The organism is Pelagimonas sp. (assembly GCF_050633425.1).
In the GTDB taxonomy this organism is placed as follows: Bacteria; Pseudomonadota; Alphaproteobacteria; order Rhodobacterales; family Rhodobacteraceae; genus Pelagimonas.
On sequence record NZ_JBOEGM010000020.1, the window covers coordinates 321,447 to 344,309 of the forward strand.

22 protein-coding genes and 1 other RNA gene are annotated in these 22,863 nt (G+C 56.0%); 16 read left to right on the forward strand and 7 right to left on the reverse strand.

What is annotated here, in order from left to right:
* Positions 1-73 precede the first annotated feature (73 nt).
* Positions 74-883 carry a metallophosphoesterase gene (locus ACRBB0_RS17285; protein WP_431375697.1) on the reverse strand — a complete coding sequence of 270 codons (810 nt, stop codon included), beginning with the start codon at positions 881-883 and terminating at the stop codon, positions 74-76.
* Positions 884-968: 85 nt separating this feature from the next.
* Complete coding sequence (locus tag ACRBB0_RS17290) at positions 969-1,880, reverse strand: Gfo/Idh/MocA family protein (protein ID WP_431375698.1); 912 nt, start codon at positions 1,878-1,880, stop codon at positions 969-971.
* Between the two features lie 194 nt (positions 1,881-2,074).
* Here ACRBB0_RS17290 and pobA point away from each other — a divergent pair, with 194 nt between their 5' ends.
* The 6 genes from pobA (at position 2,075) to ACRBB0_RS17320 (ending at position 6,780) form a co-directional block, all read left to right on the forward strand.
* A complete protein-coding gene (gene pobA / locus ACRBB0_RS17295) occupies positions 2,075-3,244 on the forward strand; it encodes a 4-hydroxybenzoate 3-monooxygenase (protein ID WP_431375699.1) in 1,170 nt (389 codons plus the stop codon).
* 12 nt (positions 3,245-3,256) lie between these two features.
* Positions 3,257-3,640 carry a 4-carboxymuconolactone decarboxylase gene (gene pcaC / locus ACRBB0_RS17300; protein ID WP_431375700.1) on the forward strand — a complete coding sequence of 128 codons (384 nt, stop codon included), beginning with the start codon at positions 3,257-3,259 and terminating at the stop codon, positions 3,638-3,640.
* Positions 3,637-4,362, forward strand: coding sequence for a protocatechuate 3,4-dioxygenase subunit beta (gene pcaH / locus ACRBB0_RS17305; RefSeq protein ID WP_431375701.1), 726 nt, complete (start codon positions 3,637-3,639; stop codon positions 4,360-4,362). The genes pcaC and pcaH overlap by 4 nt, the downstream gene beginning before the upstream one ends.
* A gap of 2 nt (positions 4,363-4,364) precedes the next feature.
* Positions 4,365-4,985, forward strand: a complete 621-nt coding sequence (pcaG, locus tag ACRBB0_RS17310; protein ID WP_431375702.1) for a protocatechuate 3,4-dioxygenase subunit alpha — start codon at positions 4,365-4,367, stop codon at positions 4,983-4,985.
* A gap of 8 nt (positions 4,986-4,993) precedes the next feature.
* Complete coding sequence (locus ACRBB0_RS17315) at positions 4,994-5,839, forward strand: 3-keto-5-aminohexanoate cleavage protein (RefSeq protein ID WP_431375703.1); 846 nt, start codon at positions 4,994-4,996, stop codon at positions 5,837-5,839.
* Positions 5,840-5,970: 131 nt separating this feature from the next.
* Positions 5,971-6,780, forward strand: a complete 810-nt coding sequence (locus ACRBB0_RS17320) for an ABC transporter substrate-binding protein (RefSeq protein ID WP_431375704.1) — start codon at positions 5,971-5,973, stop codon at positions 6,778-6,780.
* 91 nt (positions 6,781-6,871) lie between these two features.
* Here the strand turns inward: ACRBB0_RS17320 and ACRBB0_RS17325 are convergent, their stop codons facing one another.
* Entirely contained in the window at positions 6,872-7,384 is a 513-nt protein-coding gene (locus ACRBB0_RS17325) for a hypothetical protein (RefSeq protein WP_431375705.1), read from the reverse strand.
* Positions 7,385-7,622: 238 nt separating this feature from the next.
* Here ACRBB0_RS17325 and ACRBB0_RS17330 point away from each other — a divergent pair, with 238 nt between their 5' ends.
* The 6 genes from ACRBB0_RS17330 to ACRBB0_RS17355 all read left to right on the forward strand — a co-directional run bounded on the left by ACRBB0_RS17330 (position 7,623) and on the right by ACRBB0_RS17355 (position 15,276).
* Positions 7,623-8,441, forward strand: a complete 819-nt coding sequence (locus tag ACRBB0_RS17330; RefSeq protein WP_431375706.1) for an amino acid ABC transporter permease — start codon at positions 7,623-7,625, stop codon at positions 8,439-8,441.
* Positions 8,441-9,169, forward strand: coding sequence for an amino acid ABC transporter ATP-binding protein (locus tag ACRBB0_RS17335; RefSeq protein WP_431375707.1), 729 nt, complete (start codon positions 8,441-8,443; stop codon positions 9,167-9,169). Before ACRBB0_RS17330 ends, ACRBB0_RS17335 begins: the two co-directional genes overlap by 1 nt.
* Positions 9,170-9,303: 134 nt before the next feature.
* Positions 9,304-9,711 (forward strand): rhodanese-like domain-containing protein, encoded by a 408-nt coding sequence (locus ACRBB0_RS17340; protein WP_431375708.1) that lies wholly within the window; start codon positions 9,304-9,306, stop codon positions 9,709-9,711.
* 112 nt (positions 9,712-9,823) lie between these two features.
* Positions 9,824-12,055, forward strand: coding sequence for an SH3 domain-containing protein (locus ACRBB0_RS17345; protein WP_431375709.1), 2,232 nt, complete (start codon positions 9,824-9,826; stop codon positions 12,053-12,055).
* A gap of 33 nt (positions 12,056-12,088) precedes the next feature.
* Positions 12,089-14,497 carry a hypothetical protein gene (locus ACRBB0_RS17350; protein ID WP_431375710.1) on the forward strand — a complete coding sequence of 803 codons (2,409 nt, stop codon included), beginning with the start codon at positions 12,089-12,091 and terminating at the stop codon, positions 14,495-14,497.
* Between the two features lie 14 nt (positions 14,498-14,511).
* Positions 14,512-15,276, forward strand: a complete 765-nt coding sequence (locus ACRBB0_RS17355; protein WP_431375711.1) for an OmpA family protein — start codon at positions 14,512-14,514, stop codon at positions 15,274-15,276.
* Between the two features lie 112 nt (positions 15,277-15,388).
* On the opposite strand, the gene ACRBB0_RS17360 is transcribed toward ACRBB0_RS17355, so the two are convergent.
* A complete protein-coding gene (locus ACRBB0_RS17360; RefSeq protein ID WP_431375712.1) occupies positions 15,389-15,850 on the reverse strand; it encodes an SRPBCC family protein in 462 nt (153 codons plus the stop codon).
* A 54-nt stretch (positions 15,851-15,904) separates the two neighbouring features.
* Positions 15,905-16,876, reverse strand: a complete 972-nt coding sequence (gene nudC, locus ACRBB0_RS17365; RefSeq protein ID WP_431375713.1) for an NAD(+) diphosphatase — start codon at positions 16,874-16,876, stop codon at positions 15,905-15,907.
* 217 nt (positions 16,877-17,093) lie between these two features.
* On the opposite strand from nudC, the gene ACRBB0_RS17370 reads away from it, so the two are divergent.
* The 3 genes from ACRBB0_RS17370 to ACRBB0_RS17380 all read left to right on the forward strand — a co-directional run bounded on the left by ACRBB0_RS17370 (position 17,094) and on the right by ACRBB0_RS17380 (position 20,229).
* Positions 17,094-19,067 (forward strand): bifunctional 2',3'-cyclic-nucleotide 2'-phosphodiesterase/3'-nucleotidase, encoded by a 1,974-nt coding sequence (locus tag ACRBB0_RS17370; RefSeq protein WP_431375714.1) that lies wholly within the window; start codon positions 17,094-17,096, stop codon positions 19,065-19,067.
* Positions 19,068-19,255: 188 nt separating this feature from the next.
* The gene (locus ACRBB0_RS17375) at positions 19,256-19,594 is read left to right on the forward strand and encodes a hypothetical protein (RefSeq protein WP_431375715.1); all 339 of its coding nucleotides are present in this window, start codon (positions 19,256-19,258) and stop codon (positions 19,592-19,594) included.
* Entirely contained in the window at positions 19,591-20,229 is a 639-nt protein-coding gene (locus tag ACRBB0_RS17380) for an HAD family hydrolase (protein WP_431375716.1), read from the forward strand. The genes ACRBB0_RS17375 and ACRBB0_RS17380 overlap by 4 nt, the downstream gene beginning before the upstream one ends.
* Here ACRBB0_RS17380 and ACRBB0_RS17385 read toward each other — a convergent pair whose 3' ends face one another.
* Positions 20,230-21,369: a hypothetical protein gene (locus ACRBB0_RS17385; protein WP_431375717.1), complete on the reverse strand. Its 1,140-nt coding sequence runs from the start codon at positions 21,367-21,369 to the stop codon at positions 20,230-20,232.
* Between the two features lie 112 nt (positions 21,370-21,481).
* Positions 21,482-22,588, reverse strand: a complete 1,107-nt coding sequence (locus ACRBB0_RS17390) for a THUMP domain-containing class I SAM-dependent RNA methyltransferase (RefSeq protein WP_431375718.1) — start codon at positions 22,586-22,588, stop codon at positions 21,482-21,484.
* A gap of 112 nt (positions 22,589-22,700) precedes the next feature.
* On the opposite strand from ACRBB0_RS17390, the gene ffs reads away from it, so the two are divergent.
* Positions 22,701-22,800: signal recognition particle sRNA small type (ffs, locus tag ACRBB0_RS17395), an RNA gene on the forward strand.
* The last annotated feature ends 63 nt before the right edge of the window (positions 22,801-22,863 follow it).

Genomic DNA, 22,863 nt, shown 5'->3' on the forward strand with positions numbered 1-22,863 from the left:
ACCCCGCACATATCACCGCCAAGCTAATGCGATTCCAGTGGGGCGCGTTGATCCGGATCAAGCGGACAAAGCCTTATTGCCAGTCACCCCAATCATTGCCATGCCACGTCACCTCGCCGTCCCAGGCAAAGGGGATTTGGTGGATCACAACATCCTCCCCACGCAGCAGGACAACCCGATACGACGGCTCAAGCGGGCCCGAAGGTGACTTGTTAGACGGAGCCAAAACCGGGATCGTTTGATGCATGGTCGACGCCACGCCGGAAAACGGAATGCCCGCCAAGGTCCCACACAGCGGCTCATGGACATGGCCGAAAAAGATGTGGCCAATCTTGTGGCGATACGCCTTGAGCACGGCACGCAGTTCCGCTTGATCAGCCTTATCCAGCGACAGCTCATCGGTGCACGGATCGCCTAGATCCAGAATATTGTGGTGGAAAAACAAATACGCCGTTTCCGCCAGTGCCAATTGCGACGCCAACCACGCGCGGCGCGGTTCACAAAACGCCCCGGCATGGGATTTGTCACGCACCGTGTCACAATAGATAAACCGCACCCCCTGCACCTCTTCGGCATGGTTCACATAGCCATTTTCATCTTTGGAGTGGTCTGGAAACGCGTTGAAAAAAGCCTGCCGATCATCGTGATTTCCAAGCATCAAACGCACCGGCATCGGCAAAACCCTGAGCGCGCTCTGAAGCGCACCATAGGCAACCGGATCGCCGTGATGGGTCAGATCACCGGTGATGACCAATCGCGCCGCATCGGCGTGATGCTCGGCCATATGGCCAAAGGCCCGCGCCAAGCGATCATAGGGATCAAGCCCTTCAATCAATGCGCCCGGCGCACCCAGATGAATATCCGACAGATGAATAAATTTCATGTCACCCTCGCAAGTTGGCCCAATCAAGCCAACCCTTAGCGACAGGCTCTAACAGCTTTGCGACAGCACGTGGCGCAAACGCAGATTACCAGTCAAACGCCTCGACCTGGACGCGTTTACCCAACATGAATGCATCGGCCACGTGACGCAGTGGGGACACATCCATCTCGCTTGCTCCTCTGGCAACCAAATCCGCCATCTGCGCATAAAGTGCCGGGTATTCCCCTGCGATAGCCGGATCATGCCCGGCGTCCTTCCCGTCGATGGTCATATGTGCGCCGCCTTGGGTCAGATGCAGTTTTCCCGCAGTGGTCCAGACCTCCACATCCCACGTCTGAGGCCCGGTTTGACGCCAATCAAAATCCGCCGTGGTATTGCCGGTGAACTGCAACTGCACCGCAATTGGCATCTGGCGGTTGGCTGGAAATTCCAACTCAGCCCCTAATAAATGAACCGGCGACGGCAAAATTTTTGTCATCACCGACAACGCATTAATCCCCGGATCCATCACCCCCATACCGCCCGGTTCAAACACCCAATCCTGATTGGGATGCCATGTGCGCACGTCTTCGCGCCATGTGATATGGGTCTTGGTGATCTCTTTGTCTTGCAACCAATCACGCGCCGCCGACACCCGCGCCGCTTCGCGCGAATGCCAGGTTGCAAAAATCGACACCCCGGCCGCGCGCGCCATGTCTTCAAGGGCATGGCATTCTGACAGGGTCACACCGGGTGGCTTTTCCAACATCACATGACGCCCTGCCGCAATGACTTTGCGGGCGAATTCATAGCGCGGCACAGGCGGCATGCATAGCGACACAACTTGAATGTCGGGGTGGGCCGACATCATGTCCTCGAGATCGGTATAGGCCGGAATGCCATCAATATGGCCCGCGCGCGAACAGGTGGCCGCCAACGCCCAATCCGGGCTGGCTGTGATGCTGGGCACATGTTGATCGCGGGCGATCTTGCCGATTCCAACGAGGGCAATTTTCATGGCGGGCATCCTTTGGCGCTGATCCGGTGCCTGCCTGTTAGCGCAAAAGCTCAGACAGGGTAAAGACATCGCTCCGCACTCAAAAGGCACACCTCGCCAAATACTTTCCCTTTTTGGCAAGTATTTGGCCGAACAAGTCATTTTACTTGTCAAATCATATCAGTCACTCTCATCATAACGACTGGGAGAGAAACATGCGGACACAAGTGGCAATCATTGGCGGCGGACCATCTGGCCTGTTATTGGGTCAACTTTTGCATCGTCAGGGCATCGACAATATCGTTCTTGAACGCAAAACCCGCGACTATGTGCTCGGCCGCATTCGTGCTGGCATTTTGGAAACCGGATTGGTTGACCTGATGCGCAAGGCGGGCGTTTCTGAGCGGATGGATCGCGAAAGCTTTGTCCATGACGGCACGGTCATCACCGATGGCAACACACATTTTGAAATCAATTTCAAAGAGTTGACGGGCGATCACGTCATTGTCTACGGCCAAACCGAACTGACCCGCGATCTCTATGATGCGCGCGAAGAATGTGGTGCACAGACCGTCTTTAATACGGAAAACGTGCAAATTCACGATGCCGACAGCGACGCCCCCTATGTGACCTACGAGGTTGACGGCGAACAGCACCGCATTGATTGCGACTATGTTGCCGGTTGTGATGGGTTCCACGGTGTCAGCCGCAAAACCATCCCCGAAGACGTCCGCAACGAATATGAAAAGGTTTATCCCTTTGGATGGCTCGGCATTTTGTCCGAAACACCCCCCGTGCACGACGAGCTGATCTATGCAAATTCCGAACGCGGTTTTGCGCTTTGCTCAATGCGCAACGAAAACCTCAGCCGCTACTACATCCAATGCTCGCTGACCGACAGCCCCGAGGATTGGTCCGATGACGCGTTTTGGGAGGAACTCAAACGCCGCATTCCCGCCGAAATGGCAGACAAGCTCGTTACCGGGCCGACGATTGAAAAATCCATCGCACCGCTGCGCTCCTTTGTGACCGAGCCGATGCGCTGGGGCCGTCTGTTTCTCTGTGGCGACGCGGCCCATATCGTGCCGCCAACCGGTGCCAAGGGGCTGAACACCGCCGCCAGCGACATTCACTATCTGTTTGAAGGCCTGTCCGCATTTTACGCCAACGGCGATGCCTCTGGCCTTGATACCTATTCCGAAAAAGCGCTGTCCCGGATTTGGAAAGCCGAACGGTTCAGCTGGTGGATGACCAACATCCTACACCGTTTCCCCGATCAAACCGATTTTGACATCAAAATGCAGCGCGCAGATTTGGACTTTTTGCGTTCTAACCGCGATGCGCAAAAAGTAATGGCACAAAACTATATTGGCTTGCCGTATTAAAGGAACCCACCGATGACAGACATCGAAACCGGCATGCAGGTGCGCCGCAACGTTCTGGGCGACGCCCATGTCGACCGCGCCGAAGCTGCCAAAACCGAATTTGATACGCCGTTTCAGGACTTGATCACCAAGAGCGCGTGGGGCACCGTTTGGGCCGGCGATGGCATCTCGGACCGCGACCGCTCTATGTTGACCTTGGCGCTCTTGGCGGCGCTCGGAAATTTCGAAGAAATTCCGATGCACATTCGTGCCACCGCCCGCACCGGAGCAAGCAAAACTGACGTGCTCGAAGCCTTTCAACACGTTGCAATCTACGCCGGAGTCCCGCGTGCAAATCACGCGCTGAAACTGGCCAAAGCCACTTACGCCGAAATGGAACAAGGGGATCAGACATGAAACCAGCCGAGTATTACCAGCGTGACCGCCAGTGGCACGCCCCTGCCCTCACGCCAGATTACAAAACCTCTGTCACCCGCTCGCCCAACTTTGCGGCGATCAGCCTTGACAACACCGTGTCCGAAATCACCGGCCCACGCTTTGGCCATTCGGACATTTCACCAATCGACAACGACCTGATCCGCAACTACGCGGCAGATGACGCAAGCCCGATTGGCGAACGCATCATCCTGCACGGCCGGGTTCTCGACGAAAACGCGCGCCCCGTGCCAAACACCATGGTTGAGATTTGGCAAGCCAACGCCGGCGGACGGTATCGCCACAAAAAAGATACCTATCTTGCCCCGATTGATCCCAATTTCGGCGGCTGCGGGCGCACAATCACCGATGAAAACGGCTATTACTTTTTTCGGACCGTCAAACCCGGAGCCTACCCTTGGCGCAATTGGGTGAATGACTGGCGCCCGGCCCATATCCACGTGTCGATTTTCGGCTCGGGCTTTACACAACGCTTGATCACGCAGTGCTACTTTGAAGGCGACCCGCTGATTGCGAAATGCCCGATTGTACAAACCATCCCTGATCCTGCTGGCGTTCAACAACTCACGGCGGCGCTTGATCTCAATGCGACAATCCCATTGGATTCAATCGCTTACAAATTTGACATTGTGTTGCGCGGCCGCCGTTCAACCCTGTTTGAAAACCGTTTGGAGGGCAATTAATCATGGCACAGCCGCTCGACTATCTCAAAGAAACACCCTCTCAAACTGCTGGTCCCTACGTTCACATTGGCCTAGCGCCCGGCGCTGCTGGCTTTGACATTTACGACCAGGAACTCGGCAAAGACATTGCAGGGCCCAACGCCGCAGGTGAACGTATCACCGTCGAAGGCATTGTCATTGATGGCACTGGCTCGCCGATCAAGGACGTGTTGCTCGAAGCATGGCAGGCGAACGCCGACGGCAACTATGCCCACCCCGAAGGCGGCGGCGACGTCGAAGACGGGTTTCGTGGTTTTGGCCGTGTGATCACCGAATTTGAAACCGGTGAATGGACCTTTGACACGATCAAACCGGGGCCCGTCCCAGGGCGCAGTGGTGCCACACAAGCCCCCCACATCAACCTGTGGGTCGTGGCGCGTGGCATCAACCTTGGTCTCAACACCCGTGTGTACTTTGAAGACGAAGCCGAGGCCAATGCCGCCGATCCGGTGCTCAACCTGATCGAATGGGAAAACCGCCGGGCCACGCTGATCGCCAAACGCAGTGACCGCGATGGCAAAACCGTCTATCGTTTTGACATTCGCGTCCAAGGCGACGGCGAAACAGTCTTCTTCGACATCTGAGGCCATCTATGCAAACCCCAAATGACTCCGGCCCCTGCATCATCTGTGTTGCTATCACCGGATCGGTTCCGCGCAAGGAAAACAACCCGGCGGTGCCGATCACTGTGCCCGAACAAATCGAAAGCACACAGGCGGCATTTGAGGCGGGGGCCAGCATTGCCCACTGCCATGTCCGCCTAGATGACGGCACGCCCACAAGCGACCCAGAGCGGTTTGGCCTGCTAATGGAAGGCATCCAAAAGCACTGCCCCGGCATGATCGTGCAGCTGTCAACCGGCGGCCGGTCCGGTGCCGGAACCGAGCGCGGCGGCATGTTGTCCTTGCGCCCGGACATGGCGTCGCTGTCGGTCGGGTCCAACAATTTCCCGACCCGCGTCTATGAAAACCCGCCGGATTTGGTCGATTGGCTCGCCTCGGAAATGCGCAAATATGACGTTATGCCCGAAATCGAGGCCTTCGATTTGTCGCATATCCACCAAGCTGTGGCGCGCAAACAAAAGGGTGATATCGCTGGCAAACTCTATGTTCAGTTTGTCATGGGCGTAAAAAACGCCATGCCGGTCGATCGCGATGTGTTTGATTACTATGTCAAAACCATGCAACGCCTTGCGCCAGACGCCCAATGGTGTGCCGCCGGTGTTGGCCCCGGCCAGATCATCGTAAACGAATGGGCCATTGCAGCGGGCGGACACACGCGGACCGGCCTTGAGGATAACATCCGTCTGGACGGCAAAACCCTCGCCCCCTCCAACGCAGCACTGGTCGCACGCGCCGCATCCCTATGCGAGAAATACGAACGCCCCGTCGCCACATGGCAGCAGGCGCGCGATATTCTCGGGTTGCGCCCAAGCTAGGTCCAGACCCTCAGGGCAAGGCTTACCAAGTGATCAAAACACCCCCATGTGGGGTGTTTTCCTATGTCTAAACACTGGACATTGCCGCAGCAGACCGGTCAACTGCTGGCACAAATCAGTGAGGGATGATCATGAAATTCTGGACAACCGCCGCCGCCATGATGCTGGCCACCACCGCCTATGCCGACAGCTGCGCCACCGGCAAAACGCTGACCGAGGGCACCTTGACCATCGCCACTGGCAATCCGGCCTATTATCCGTGGGTCATGGATGATGCCCCCGAAAGCGGTCAGGGCTTTGAAGCTGCGGTCGCCTATGCCGTTGCCGCCGAAATGGGTTTTGGCGCCGATGCCGTCACATGGATCCGCACAAGCTTTGATCAGGCGATCCAGCCCGGTGCCAAAGACTTCGATATCAACATGCAACAGTTTTCAATCACGCCCGAGCGTGAGGAAATGGTCGACTTTTCCGTACCTTACTACACTTCGGCGATGGCTGTTTTGACCACCAAATCGGTTGTTGATGGCGGGGCGTCTGCTGATGTTGCCTCGCTTAAGTCGTTGATCTGGGGGGCGGATGCCAACACCACGGCGGTCCCGATGCTTCAGGATTTGATCGCCCCGGAAAAAGATCCGCTTTTGTATGATGACAATGCCGATGTCACCGCCGCGATGCAAGCCGGTCAGATCGACGCCGCCCTGTTTGATCTGCCCACCGCTCTGTATCTCTCGGCGGTTGTGCTAAACGACGGTGCCTTGCTCGGCCAATTCCCGGCGGATCGCAGTGAAAACCCGGATCAATTCGGGATGTTGATGGCCGAAGGGTCTGCGCTCAAAGAATGCGTTGACGCCGCCATCACGACGCTCACCGACAACGGAAAACTGGCTGAAATCGAAGCAAAATGGATGCAAGCCACGACTGGCGTCCCGCTGATCAAGTAGATTTTTATTAACCCAAGTTACTGAAAATTAACGAAGTTGACAGCTGTCAACTTCGTTAACACACCGTTAGAAAGCGGTGTTTCAGGGCCTCTTATTTCGTCTCACTGATCTTGAGGATCGTGTAAGAATTCCCTCGAATATATCTGACATTCCCAACCTGCCGCACTCTCGGATTCCGGGCGACCTGATCATAGACCAAAACATCGAATGTCTGCCCCTCCAAACGATAAACACCTTCGTACCGACCAGAGGATTTTTGCGTCAGCGCGTCCTGCGGCGAAGACGGTTTAAACCCTTGTCGCGCCAAACTCGCGATGGCTTCGGCATGTGCTGATTTTGCGAATGTCCCCACGCGTTTGAGCCGACAAGACAACAACCTTGTGTCCCAGGTCCGATCCCCTTTGGCAGGTTTGGAAACAACTTGACCAATCATAATGTCGGCCGAAAACTTTGAGCGAGCGCTTGAACTTCCCCGCGTATAGGGCTCCCGGTGTGAAACCTCGGCCGCTCGGAAAACGTCAATCGCTTGGCGCATACTGCGCTTAGGATTGAGGCAACCTTTTTCAAAAACAGACGCCACTTCACGTGTTCTCATGTCTGTCACAGAATTGCCTCCTGCTTGGTCAGACATACAGCCACCCAGGGCCAATGTGCTTAAAAGGAGAAGTGGAAAAACATGTGCTTTTACAGGCATTAAAATCGTCCTAGGGAATGAGAATTGCCACAATTTTTGTCAAGGCGTGAGACCTGCCGCAACCGCTTAATATTAAACGCCTCTTGCATCCCATATTGGACCCTGACACCTTGCCCCGAGGACTCCGCCGTTGACAGGACCGATGGATATGCCCACACAAACTCGCCGTCAGATTTTTGAGGCCCGACAGCGCAAACGCGCCAATTGGATCGCCGCCTTATCGACATGTGCGGTACTTGCCGTGATCATCATTTTGATCCCGTTGACCCCCGGCTGGGAAAACGTCAAACGCAGCTTTTTCAACGGTGCGGTGTTTGCCAAAACATTCCCCGGATTGCTTGAAGCCTTTGTCATGGATGTGGCGATCTTTTTGTGGTGCGCGCCTTTGATTGCGGCGCTCGGGCTCGCCATTGCCATCGCCCGTGATTTACGCAGCCCGGCGCTTTATCCGATCAAGCTTTTTGCCATCGCCTTCACCGATATTTTTCGCGGTTTGCCGGTCATTCTGGTGATTTACCTGATCGGCTTTGGCATCCCCGGGCTTGGCCTGCCACGGCCTTGGAATTCGCCCTATATCTGGGGCTCTTTGGCGTTGATATTGGTCTATAGCGCCTATGTGGCCGAGGTGATCCGATCCGGGATTGAATCCATCCATGACAGCCAACGTAACGCGGCGCTGTCGCTTGGGTTATCGTCTTCGGATACAATGCGTTACGTTATTTTGCCCCAGGCCGTGCGCCGTGTTGTTCCGGCCAATATGAACTTGTTCGTTGCCTTGCAAAAAGACGTCGCGCTATTGAGTTTCATTGGCCCGGTTGAGATCTTTCGCCAAGCCGGTGTTTACAAATCCCTGATGGCGAATTTCACCCCCTATGTCGGGGCTGCGCTGATATTTTTAGCTCTGACAATTCCCGCAACGCGTTATGCGGATTACCTGATGAACAAACAGTCAAAGGCGCGCAGTTGATGGCCGATCTCAGACTTGAAAATGTCCAGAAGTCCTTTGGCGACAATGCGGTCATCCGGGGCATCGACCTGTCAATATCCAAAGGGGACATGGTCTGCCTGATTGGGGCTTCGGGTTCGGGGAAATCGACGCTATTGCGCTGTATGAATCTGCTCGAACCGATTGATGACGGCCGGATTTTGCTGGACGGGGATGATATTTCAGAACCGGGCAAAGACCCACAGCCGGTGCGCCAACGCATTGGAATCGTGTTTCAAAGTTACAATCTCTTCCCTCATATGACCGCGTTGGACAACGCCCTGTTGGCCCCGCGTCGGATTATGGGGAAATCCAAGGCCGAGCTGCGCCCTGAGTTGGAAGAGATGTTTCATCGCTTTGGCTTGGGCGACCGGATGACCCATTTCCCCGACCAGCTTTCTGGCGGGCAACAACAGCGCGTGGCGATTATTCGGGCGCTGGCGATGCAACCCGAGATTATGCTTTTTGATGAGATCACATCGGCGCTCGACCCGGAATTGGTTGGTGAAGTGCTCGACGTTTTGCGCGATCTGCGCGCCCAAGGCATGACGATGGTTCTGGCCACCCATGAAATGGGATTTGCCCGCGAATTGGCAGACAAGGTCTGCTTTCTCGATCAGGGGCGTATCTTGGAAGAAGGCCCGCCGGAACAGATTTTCGAAGCCCCCAAACAAGAGCGAACACAGGCGTTTTTGGCACGGGTCTTGTGACCAGTTGCGGCCACCTAAGCGGCGGACGAAAGCCGGACGCCTGACCGTATAGGGTGTCTTTCAGCGCTTGCGCAAAGACATTTGGCCATTCAATCTGGTGCAAAAGACCCTCGCATAGAAGAGAAAGGTCACCGATGCGCAAACTCAAAATCACAGCCGCCGAAATGGTTGCCCGCGCCCGCGCCCGCATCACCGAATTTGAAACGCCCGATCTGATCAAACGCGTGGATGACCCTAAGACCGTGATTGTAGACATTCGCGATGTGCGCGAACGTCAGCGCGCCGGCTTTATTCCCGGCGCATTCCATGCCCCGCGCGGGATGCTGGAATTCTGGGTGGACCCAGACAGCCCCTATTTCAAAGAGATTTTTGCCCGCCAAGACGGGGATGGCAAAACCTTTGTGCTGCATTGCGCGTCGGGATGGCGATCCGCCCTAAGCGCGGCGACCTTGAGCGATATGGGCTTCGAAGTTTCCCACTTGCGCGAAGGATTCTCGACTTGGGAAGCTCAGGGTGGGCCGGTGGAACACGTCAAAAGCTGACATGTCACAAACAGATACCCTAGGGTCAGGTTTTCCCTCGTTGACTCATTTGCCCTGACTGGTCGATCATCAAAGCACTTGCCAGACAAGGCTTTTTTGAAAGGGTAGTTCCGTGCGCAATTTTGTCGCCATTACAGCATTGATAGCAGGCCTCGCCGCATCAGACCCGGCACAGGCGCAGGACATTGTCGGATTTGACCGTGGCGATTTTGGCAATATCGTTCTCAATCGCAAACAATCTGCCGCCGCCGGTGACATCGAATTTGAACTGTCGGTGGGGGACTACAATAACGAGAGCATTCGTAATTATTCGCCGCAAAGTATTTTCGCCAAGATCGGACATTCGGTCGGGCGGTTGGATATTTTAACCGACAAGGGCATTTTTCCCTGCACGGCGTTTATCGTCGACAAGAAACATATCCTAACCAATTACCACTGTGTTCCGGGGATTTTGGACAATGAACGCGCCGGGGCAACCCGGATTGACGCGGTGCAATTTGTCGCTGGCTACACCCAACAAGGTGTCGAAGAAGGCACCAAGAAATTCACCGTCAGCCCGACGCCGGTTGAGGCGCATCAAGATCTTGATTACGCCCTGCTGGAAGTTCTGGGCGATCCCAGCGCCGAATTTGGCATGTTGAAACTGGCTTCGGCCACCCCCCATGATGGTGATCCCTATTGGGTGATCGGCCATCCCATGGGTGAGGCCCAGCGCATCAGCCGTGAGAAATGCAAAGCCAACAACCCTGCCCTGTCCAATGCCAAGCTATTGCACACTTGCGATACGCTGCCGGGCAATTCCGGGTCGCCGGTGATTGATGCGTCTTTACAGATGGTTGTCGGCCTGCACCATGCCGGATCCAAGCGCGACAGTGTCAATTTCGCCATTCCCATGTCGGATATTCTTGAGCGCTCGGACGTGCTTGTTGCGGCGCTGACCACACAAGATGATGTGACGCCGGTGGACCCGACCCCGCCGACTGAGCCGGTTGATCCCGTTGAGCCGCCCAAAGATACCCCCCCCGCCCCTGTGCCCGATCAGGACGAAGCCGGTGCGCTTTGTGATGCGCTCTATGCCGAGGCCAAGGGATATGGCGAATGCTTTGCCTATCGCGCCTATGCCGAGCAGTGCCAGGGCCATAAATTTGCCCCCTTCGCCCAGAGCTTTATCAACCACCAATGCAAAAGCGCTGAAGTGACACCGCCTGTGACGCCGGCCCCGATCGAACCAACGCCGGTTCCCCCCAAACCTGTTACCTATTTGCGCCCATGGTGCAGCGCGTCGCATTTGAATGCGACAGAGACAGCGATTTGTGGCGATGCCTATTTGGCCGGTCTCGATGAGCGGCTGAGCCGCGCCTATAGCAACCAAAGTGGCCGGAGCACAGCGCGCGAACAATCCAGCTGGCGCACCGCGACCCGTGACGGCTGTGGCAGCAACACATCCTGTATCGGGCGGGTTGTATTGAACCGGATCACCTATCTGGAGACCCCAGTCGCGACGCCTCCTCCCAGCAATAACAATTACCGGATCGTTAAAGGCTCTTACCGCCTGCCATCGAGCCAGTGCTATATCGTGACCGCATCGCGCCCCTCGATTGCCGAAGCCGTCGCCTTTGCCAAACAGTGGTTTTCAAACCGCTCGGGTGTGCGGTTGTTCCAGTCGACCAATGGCTATTACGCAATCACAATCCGCACCGTCGCCAAATCGGAATCAGACTGGCAGATCAACCGCTTAAAGTCGCAAAATGCGGTGCCAAGCGATAGTTTCTGTTCCTCTGGGCGCCGCTATGTGGCCGAGGTTTTGTGGCAAGGTGGCTCTGCAAACGCCCCAACGCCAGTGCCTGCGCCAGCGCCCTCCAACCGTATCATGTATGCGGACAACAATAACGACGGCGGGCTGAACGTCCGCCCCGGACCAGGCACCCAATACCCGTATTTCACCGAAATCGACGCGGGCACCAAATTGAGCGTCATCGGCGTATCGGGAAAATGGTCCAACGTGATTTTGCCAACCGGCCGCAAAGGGTGGGTCTATAGCCCGCTTTTGACCGCCACCAAGCCATATGTGCGCCAATGCAGCGCCCGTGTCGTGAACCTTGATCCCTATTCCAGCCGCACCCGCGCCTCTGGTTCTGGCTATTTGAATGTACGTTCCAAACCATCACCCAAAGGCAAGAAATTGACCGAAATCTATTTGGGCGATCAGGTGCGGGTGCTGGCCCAGCGCAATGGCTGGGCACGGCTTGAATGCATCTCGGGGCAGTGTTTGTCGCCCTATGCCGGACGCGCAGGTCAGCGCGGCTGGTCTTCGAAAAAGTACCTTTCCATCAGTTGCAGATAATTTCGCCACCCTCTCGGTAGCAGGAGACTTGATATGAGACATCGCCATTTATTTACCGCCAGTGTGCTGGCCATCACGGCCTTTGTCGCCGCCCCCGCCAGCGCCGAAGCCCCAGCCCTGTCGATGGATGCCAGCGAGAACGAAAAAGCCGCTTATGCGGTGCTCGACAAATACTGTGCAGGATGCCACCAGGACGGCGTTTTGAACGAAGGTTTGACCAAAGCCAAATCCGGGTTTGGGCATGTTTTGGACATGAACCGTCTGGCCCATGACCCCAAGTTTGTGTCACTGGGTGATCACACCAAATCCAAGCTGTATCAAGTGATTGCCGGGGGATCTCCGCCCATGCCCGACAATTGCTGGGACGCGGATTGCACCCCAACGGCGCAAGAGCTTGAGGTTTTAAAGCTGTGGATTGATGAGCTGGATGACGGCGTCGAGGAGAAGAAATTTGTCTCGCTCGAAGATCTGCACCGCATGGCCCACGAAGACCTGCAAAAGCAGCCCACAAACCGCCGCGACCGCATTCGCTATATCTCGCTCAGACCATTGTACAACGACAAAGATGTCAGCGGCGAAAACTATGAGGGGTACCGTCAGGCCACGATCAAGCTGATCAACGCGCTGAGCTGGAATCCTGAGCCCTACACATGGGAAAAGGTTGATGAATACGGCGTTTTGATGCGCATTTACCTGCCGGAAATCGACTGGGACAGCCATAAGTGGCACAAGTTGGAAACCATTTACCCGTATGGTTACACCAGCGATACCGACCCCTATTTGAACCCGCTCAAGCATATGGCCGGAACCAATATTCCGATCATCCGCGCCGATTGGTTTGCCGCCACTGCGCCGGTGTCGCCGCTCTATTATGACCTGTTGGATATGCCGGATACGGTCCAGGGGCTTGAGGCGTTGTTGAACCTTGATATGGCCAAAAACATCGCCAACGAACAGGTGGTGCGGGCGGGCTTCCAGAATTCTGGCGTCAGCACCAACAACCGCCTGATCGAACGTCATGCGCTGGGAACCGGATTTTTCTGGACATCCTACGACTTTGCCGGATCAAAAGGGCGTCAAAGCTTCTTTGAATACCCGCTTGGCCCCAAAGAAGTTTATGGCGAGGAGCTTGCCTTTAACCATGATGGTGGCGAGTCAATCTTTACCCTGCCCAATGGGTTCCACGCCTATTATCTAAACACCGCCGAAGGCACGCGTTTGGATGTCGGGCCAACCAGCATTGTGCGCGACGACGATTATTCGGACGGCACTGGCGAAGTGGTCAATGGTATCAGCTGCATCTCCTGCCATTCCAAGGGGATCCGGTACAATGACGATGCCGTGCGCGATGTCGCGCTGAACAATCTCGCCCTCTCGTCTGAGGCCCGTCAGACCATCGACGCGATCTACCCCGGTCAGGATGTGGTGCAGGATTGGTTCAAAAAGGACGAAGCCGCGTTTTTCGACACGTTGCGCTCGGCCGGAATTGACCCGGAAACCGCAGCGGGGGGCCTTGAGCCGATCCGTGGCTTGTTTGTCTATCATGTCGATCACTTTGTTGACCTGCAACAGGCCGCAAATGAGCTTGGCATGGACGAGGATCAGCTGCGCAAACGTATGCCCTTTGTTGGCCACCAGTTTGCCAGCCTGATGACACGTCTGGAACAGTCGCCGATTGCACGCGATGAATGGACTGCGGCCTATCCCGCCTTGCTGGAGAAGCTGACGGATTATCGCCCAATCATCGGTGATCACAAGGCCCCGGCCAACCTGACGGCCTCGGTTGCCGCGGTTGTCAAAGACACGCCCTATGCGCCGCCTGCCGCAGATCACGCCGCCACCTATTCGGCGCCGCCTGCGAAGAAGGACACGCCGATCACCACCTATGCGGATGTGGCCAAGCCTGATCACAAACCCCACAATCCGGTCGCGCATTCGGTGCCAAGCCAAAGCCATTTGACGGTCTACACCGACAAGCCGGTTTATACCGTGGGCGAAGGGCTAAAAGTGTTCATCGAGCCGCGTCATGATTGCCGCCTGACCCTGATTTCGATTGATGATCGTCACCAGAGCTGTGTGCTTTATCCGTTCCCCGGCTTGGATGACATCGTGATCAAGGGCGGTTCGCAATATGTGTTCCCACCACGTGGCACGCTGAAAACCACCCATGCTGGTCTGGAGACCATTCTGGCGGTGTGTAACGGTGGCCATGACGCGATTGACCTGCACACCCGCGATACCTCGAAGGTGTCTTGTGCCGCCGATCATAAGCCTTTGACCAAGGACCAGTATTCCGAAGTCGTGAATGAGGTGCTGGCGCTTGATCTGGGCGACGACGGCAAAGACAAGCACAATGTCGCCGGGGTCGATTACCGAGGTGTCAGCGATCACAACCCTGATGTGGTCAAATCGCAAATCTCGGTCGTCGTGACCGCACATTAACAAGGAGACAGCAGATGTTGAAGTTTCTAGCAACCTCTGCCCTCTGCCTGGGGCTGCCGATGGTGGCCCTGGCGCAAAGCGGAGAGATCTTTATTCCCGGCGCGGACAATGCCGTGCCAATGATGAAACCCAAACCAACCAACCCTTTGGCGCGTTGTATGTTTGACGCCTCGGCCGCGAATTGCGCCGATGTCGGACGAAGCGACGATGGGGTGCAGTTCGAAAGCGCGGTGGTGCCTCAGTATGAGACGCTGGTGCTGGATTTGAATGACCACAAAGTTGCCATCAGCACAGAACCACCGGCCAAACCGCCGGTCTATGATGCGCCGCCGGTCGATGATCATGTTGTGGGTCACAGCGATCACAAAGACCCCAATTACAGCGGAGGCAAAGTTGCGCTGCCGTCTGTCGCGATCTCGATCGAATTTGATTACAACAGCGATGGCATTCGCGCCGATCAGCTGGGCAAGCTGACGCAATTGGTGCAGGCGCTGCAAGATCCGGCCCTGTCAGGAACACCCTATGCGGTGATCGGCCATACGGATGCAGTGGGATCGGCAGGTTACAATTGCGATTTGTCGCTGCGCCGTGCCGCGTCGGTGACACAAGCGCTTGAGCTGAGCTATGTGCAACTGCCGCTCTATCCGGTCGGTTTTGGCGAGCATGTGCTCAAGGATGAGTATAATCCAAAGGCTGCCGCAAACCGGCGGGTGACATTCTTGCGTCTGCCCGATCATCCCGGTGCTGTGTTGCAAACTGCAAGCGCGGTTTGCCATTGAGGGCTTGAATGGGCGGGGCAGGGTCGCAGCTGGCGTGGATGCCCGGCGATCACGCCCCGCCCAAATTTCCCCGCCCAAATTCCATGAATGGATTTTGCAAGTTTGGGGGGCGTTACCCTTTGAGGCGGTTTTCCAGATCACCGGCCAGATGCGCCATCCGAGATTTGAAGCGTTTCTCCAAACCACCTTTGGCCAGTTTCAAGGACTGAACAAGCAAACGCGCCGATAGCGTTTTGGGGGTGAATTCGGTCAAAACACCGATCCGCGTGCGTGTGCGTGACAGGGCCACCAGATCCACGGTGGTCCGCGCTTCAAGCCCGCCGGACACGCTTTGGAACACCATTTGTTCCGGCGCGCTGAATTCCGACAATTCAATTTCGGCGGTGCGGGTCTTGCCACGAAATTTAAAGCCAGCTTGCCAGCTTAGCCCCTGCCCCACCTCACCCGGGTCATTGGTGCGCTGCACCTCAATACCACGGCGCAGAATTTGCCGTTCAATTCCTTCGAAATTAGTGATCTCTGCAAACACCCGATCAAGGGGCGCTTCGATATCTTCGCGTGCCTTCAGTTCCATCTGTCCCGCCTGCCTATTGTTTTTTGTTTGTGGATTGATACCCCAAAAAAATGGTTAATCCAATCGGTCAGCAAGCCAATTTCGCAGAAGAAAATGCGCAATTGCGCCTTTTCGGCCCGGAAGAATGTCCTTGCGCTGTCCGGCATAGGCTTGGATCATGTCTTCTCGGGTGACCCAGCGGGCATCTTCGATCTCGTTTGGATCAAGGGTAATGTCATCGCTGGTCGCTTCTCCGTGGCAGCCAATCATCAGCGAGGATGGGAAGGCCCAAGGTTGGCTGGCGAGGTATCGAACCGGACCAACCGTCACACCGGCTTCTTCAAAGACTTCGCGCCGAACTGCGGCTTCGATGGTTTCGCCCGGCTCAAGAAACCCGGCGAGACAGGAATACATTCCCTCGGGCCACCCCGGTGAGCGGCCCAGCAAGGTTTTATTGCCGCGTGTGATCAACATAATCACAACAGGGTCGGTGCGCGGAAAATGCTGCCCACCGCAATCGGGACAGACCCGTTGCCATCCAGCCATGAACAGCTCAGATTTTGACCCGCATTTGCTGCAAAATCCATGACTGGCGTGCCAGGCAAATATGGATCGCATCGTCGCGGCGAGTTCCGCATCGCGGGCAGACAGACGCACCATAATGGCCCGCAATTCGGCAAATCTCTCGTCGCCGTCAAAGGCGGGGTGGCGTTGTTCCGACGGGTCAAGGAATTGCCCCATTGCTTCGGCATCAAGCTCCGGTGGCTCCCATGCGATCAACTCATGAGCGAAAACGGCAGCCCCATCATCTTCGCGCCCCATAAAAATCGGGGCGTCGCGCGACGCCGATAAAACCGGATGATCCATCGGGACCCGCACCAATTCAAGCGCCCCATCGCCGCGAACCATAGGCTTGCCGCGCCAAATCAGGAGACACCGCGCGCGGGCCTCTTGCATCAATGCCGCCAGTGCCGGAATATCACCGCGCAACTCCGCCGCCCGGTCAAGCCCAGAGCCGCCAAATGTGACCTCTTCGGCATGTTTCATACTGTGTGCCCCAACGTCTCGTTACCTGTCATGATCACCGTTCTTGATGACCGTTTGGGGCGACTGTGCCGCGCTGCGCTTGGGGATGCAATAACCATCACACCATGCAATCAATCGATGATGGAAACGCACGGGGATGTGATACCCTTTCACAATCCTGTTGAGATTCGCTGTCATGCAGCTTTTGGGATTAATCATAAGAATCAAGAGGTGACTCATGTCCAAGTCTTTGAATTCGCTAACGCGCCGTCAGTTTCTAGCCAGTACAACAGCCGGAGCGACCGTCATCGCGCTGCACCCATACTCTGCCTCTGCGGCCACCAATCAGGCCCATCTACGTATCCTTGAGACCACCGACATTCACGTTCATGTGCATCCGTACGACTATTACGCGGACAAGCCGCGTGACACGGTTGGCTTGTCGCGCGCCGCCTCGATTATCAATGACATTCGCGCCGAAGCGACCAACTCGCTCCTTGTGGACAATGGCGACTTTTTGCAAGGCAACCCGATGGGCGATTACATTGCCTATGAGCGCGGCATGAAAGAGGGTGACATGCACCCGATCATCACCGCGTTCAACACGTTGGGGTATGACGCCGCGACCATCGGCAACCATGAATTCAACTACGGTCTAGACTTCCTGATGAAGTCGACCGCCGGTGCCGAGTTCCCCATCGTTCTGGCGAATATCGCCAAGGAACAAGGGGCAAGCGCGCGGGAAGACACCACGTTGTTCAAACCCTATTCAATTCTTGAGCGCACTGTCACTGACGGCAATGGTGACAGCCACCCGATCAAGGTCGGCGTCATCGGTTTCACCCCTCCCCAGGTGATGAACTGGGATCGCCGCCATCTCGAAGGCAATGTCTCTGCGCGTGATATTGTTGAAACCGCCAAGGCCTATATCCCTGAAATGAAAGAACAAGGGGCCGATATCATCATCGCCCTGTCGCATTCTGGCATTGGGTCGGCAGATCATTCAGATGGAATGGAAAATGCGGCTGTTCCGCTGGCGGCGGTTGATGGGATCGACGCTTTGGTCACCGGTCACTCGCACCTTGTGTTCCCGTCGGCCACCTATGCAGATTTCGCCGCTGTCGATGCCGAGAAAGGCACACTCCATGGCAAACCGGCCGTCATGGGCGGTTTCTGGGGCTCGCATTTGGGGGTGATTGACCTGCTGTTGGAACGCGATGGCAACGCCTGGCGTGTTATCACCACAACGTCGGAAACACGTCCAATCTCAAAGCGCAACGAAGACCGCTCCATCACGGCCTTGGTCGAAGACGATGCCGCCGTGTTGGCGGCAACCGCGACCGATCACGAAGAAACGCTGGCCTATGTGCGCCGGGCGGTCGGCAAAACATCCGCGCCATTGCACAGCTATTTTGCGCTTGTTGCCGATGACCCGTCGGTTCAGATCGTCTCCATTGCGCAAAAATGGTATGTTGAACAGATGCTTAAGGGCACAGAGCACGAAGGCCTGCCGGTTCTGTCAGCCGCAGCACCGTTCAAGGCCGGTGGTCGTGGCGGCCCAGAATATTACACCGACGTGGCAGTGGGCGATGTGGCGATCAAGAACGTTTCCGACCTGTATTTGTACCCCAATACTGTACGAGCCGTGCGGGTTACTGGCGCGCAGGTCAAAGGCTGGTTGGAGCGCTCTGCCGGGATGTTCAACCAGATTGAAACCGGATCCAAGGATGCGCTTTTGCTCAACCCCTCCTTCCCATCCTACAACTTTGATGTGATCGACGGGGTGACCTATCAGATCGACCTGAGCCAGCCGTCGCGCTTTGCCCCCAAAGGCGAACTGCTGGATGAGGCCGCAAGCCGGATCGTCGACCTGAAATTCAACGGAGAGCCGGTGACAGATGATATGGAATTCATCATCGCCACCAATAACTACCGTGCGTCCGGCGGCGGGAACTTCCCGGGCACCAAAGACACCATCGTGTTTGAGGCTCCAGACACCAACCGCGACGTGATCGTGCGCTATATTGTTGAGCAAGGCACCATTGACCCTAAGGCCGATGCCAACTGGTCTTTTGCGCCGCTTAATGACACCTCGGTTCTGTTCGAAACCGGGCCCAAGGCGCGCGACTACATTGGGGATGTCAAAGGTGTGGTGATCGAAGATGCCGGTGACGGTGCCGACGGTTTTGCTGCGTTCCGGATCAAGCTTTGATGCCCTAAGCCACGACACATCAACAGGCGCGGTTCCCTCCGTGCCTGTTTGACAAACGAGAGAGCGACAGCCATGGGACGGCGGGCGGGGCGATGTGCCCTATGGGGCACGAGCGTCGAACAGCCTCCCCGTGACAACTCCCAACGGCTGGCTTATGTCTGAGATGGAACGCTCAAACAGGACCACTTATGTACAAGTTTCTCGCTGGTATGCTCGTTATGGCCGCACTCGGGGCCTATTTTACCAAACCCACCAAAGATGACGCCTATGAAGAAATTGCACATCTGACCCGCGTCAACCTTGAACAACAAAAATTGCACGAAGCCCAAGGGGTTCGCGCTGCCGCGCTTTTGGCCTGTCGACTGTCGCCGCAATCCTGTATCGAGCTGTTGATTTCCGGCCTTGATCTCGATTACCAAGACCGACACCTCTATGCCAAAATCGATTTGGAAGGGTTTGGCATGTCCGCCAATTGTTACGGGCTTTATACAAAATTTTATTGTCCTAACGGTCTGGTCAAAGAGTGACCTACCGCGCGGCTATATTTGACCTGGACGGCACCTTGCTCGACACCGAGGCCCAAGCAATCGAAGCAGGCCGCCGCGCGTTTGACCAATTGGGGATCGCAGTGCCCAATGGCTTTTTCCAGCAGCTGGTCGGCGTCGATTTTCACACCGGTATGGCCCGGATCATTGATCAGTGGCCCGATATCGACACAGGCGCGCTTGACAGGATTTGGTCAAAAGAAGCGCGTGCTCTGCACGCAGAAGGCATCCCGCTCAAGCCTGGGGTGACATCCCTTTTGGACAAGATAGACGCTTTGGGATTGCCCAAAGCCATCGCCACCTCATCTTTTGCCCATTCGGCCAAGCACAAATTGGCCGCATCCGAATTGGAAGGTCGATTTGACATCGTCGTGTCGGTCGACTGTGTCACACATGCCAAGCCACACCCAGAGCCCTACCTGCTCGCCGCAACAAGATTGGGCATGTCGCCCGAGATGTGCCTGGCTTTCGAAGACAGCGAAACCGGTTCAAAATCCGCCCATGCCGCAGGCATGACGGTTGTCGTGGTCCCGGACGTGGCGCAACCCTCAGGTGATTTCGCCCATCACATGGCGACAGACCTTATCCAGGGGGCCAAATTGGCCGGCTTGTTCTGATTACGCAGCCAAAGCACTGAGCAACCACTCACGCATATCTTGATCTTCCAGTGCGTAACTGCCCCGCCCCGGTTTCCAGACCAACCCTTTGTCGCGCAATGCATCCAAGGCTTTTTGCACCTTTGGGGCGGTGGGCATGTCGCCCATACGCTCACCGATGCGCTCAAGTGTGCGCGCCGCAAAGGGCGAGAACCCATTTCCGTCCTCAATGAGCAATGTCAAAACGGATCGCTGCATCTCGTTCAGGGTGCCAAACCCATCTTGATGTTGCTCCCAGATTCGGCGGCGCAATATGTCAGGGCTCCGCGTCACGGTTTGTCGGAGGCCGTCACTCCCGGCCGTGCCCATTGCATGCTCCATCAACACCTGGGTGAGTGTCTGCGGCTGGTAGCCGAGCAATTCAAATGCGGCCTCGACATCCTCGGTATTGAGCTGATTGGCCGACGCCAATCGTGGGTTTACCTCACCAACGAGCGCTTCGATAAAATCGCGGCCCAGACGTGTAAATTCCCGAACCTCGGCCCCATAAAACGGTGCATTGCGTTTGTGAACAAGCGCCCCAAGCTTGCCGCGATGGGACCCCGCAAAAATCAAGTGTAGTCGTGCTTCGCCTTTCGGTCCAAGATCACGAGACGCCTGTCTGAGAGCCGCTAGAGCCGCTTGACCGGTCGAGGTTTCCCATGCCTCCTGAACTTCGTCGACAATGAAAACGACAGGTTTGCCGCTATAGGTCGCGATCTCGCTCAGCGCGGTGGACAAACTGCCTTTGCGACGCCCACCGACAACAGGAAGCGCGGACATATAGCTCCCTAAGGCCACTTTTGAAATCCGCAGGTCAGTGAGTTTTACACCGTGCTGCACGGCTACATCCGTCAGTTCCCCGGCCAGAAAATCCGCCAGTGCCTTGCCTGAATCCTTGTTTGGCTGAGCCCATAAATCAAAATAGAGCGTGTGATACCCAGAATCTCGTAACAATGGGATAAGATCGCGCTTTAAGAACGCCGTTTTTCCGGTGTGCTGAGGTGAGGTCAAAAACTGAGCGTAAAAATCTGACGGGTTTTGGGCTGCTTCGCCACTTGTCAATTTGTCCGCAATAAGTTCGGCCTGAAAGGGACGGGAATAGTAAAAATCATGGCACATTTTGAATACCAACATACAAAAGTTAACGGAAACCGCTCATCTATCCTTGAAAAATAGACAGGACGACAAACACAATTTCATCTTAAGGTTTAAATTTTGATAACACTAGACGCTAAAGTGCGTCAACCTGGTAAAGCTTTACCTTGAGCCCCCCAAAGGAGATCGCAGGCCCGGATTTAAAGGGTAATCCAGATGATTTCGCCAAGCCAGCATCGCTCGTAACCATGCCAACACGCCAGCCAGAAAAACGGTCTTTCAGAGTTTTACCAAGACTTCCATACAATGAAAACAATAGCTTGCGGTTTCCAATACGTGCGCCGTAGGGCGGGTTTACGATCACCAATCCCGGCTTGCCTTGGGGGCGCTGCAAATCAGACACCGCAGCCCGATTGAAATGGCAATACGCATCAACACCCGCCCGTTTTGCATTGGACAAACTGGATCTGATCGCCCCGTCATCACGATCTGAGCCACAAAAAGCGGCCCCTACGTCAACTCTCTCTTTGGTTGTTTGACGCAAATCAGCCCAATGGTTGGCGTCAAAATTGGCCAGTGTCTCAAAGGCAAAGTTGCGCGATCGTCCCGGCATCAAGCCCGCAGCAATTTCTGCCGCTTCGATCACAAAGGTCCCGGAGCCACACATCGGGTCAACCACGGTTTCCGAGCCGGTGTAGCCGCATTGGCGCAAAAACAACGCCGCGAGATTCTCGCGCATCGGGGCCTTGCCGACGGCTTCTTTGTGGCCGCGCCGGTGCAATGGTTCGCCCGAGGTATCCAGGCTGATGGTGACGAGATCGTCTTCGATGCGCACCATCACGCGCAGGCTCGCCTCTGCTGAAATTTGCGCGCCCAACGTTTCCTTGATCGCGGTTTCAACCCGCTGTTTGGCGGCGCGATCATGGTAAATTTTCGACTCGCGGCAGGTGACTTCGACACGCACCGGCACATCCGGGCGCAGCACCGCCGCCCAATCAAACTTGCGCGACCGTTTGTCGAGCTGCGCCAAATGAAACGCCCGAAAGGACCCTATCCGCGCCAGCACCCGCCCGGCCCCGCGCAAACAAAGATTGGCGCGCCACACGTCGGGCCATCCGCCGCGAATGGTGACACCCCCCGCAACCGGCTGCGGATCGGCAAAACCGGCATCGCGCGCCTCGTCGGCCAAAATGGGTTCCAGCCCAGGAGGGGCAGCGAGGAAAATTTCAAAATCGTTTGTCATGCTTCCCTTTAGCCCCAAGCGCCAGTCGGGGCGAGCAGAAAGGCGCAAATGCAGATTACGGCAGATTTGAAACAGGGCATTGCAAAAGCTGTCGCGCTCTCTTAAATGGAGCGCTGAGAGGTTGCGCGGGCGAACGCCTCGCCAACCTGGTCAGATCCGGAAGGAAGCAGCCACAACGAGTCCCGTTTGGGTCGATGCAATCTCTCACCTTATGTCCTGTTGCACCGCCATGCTGTTTGAACTGCTATGTGGTGGCTGGACATCCTGTTTTCAAA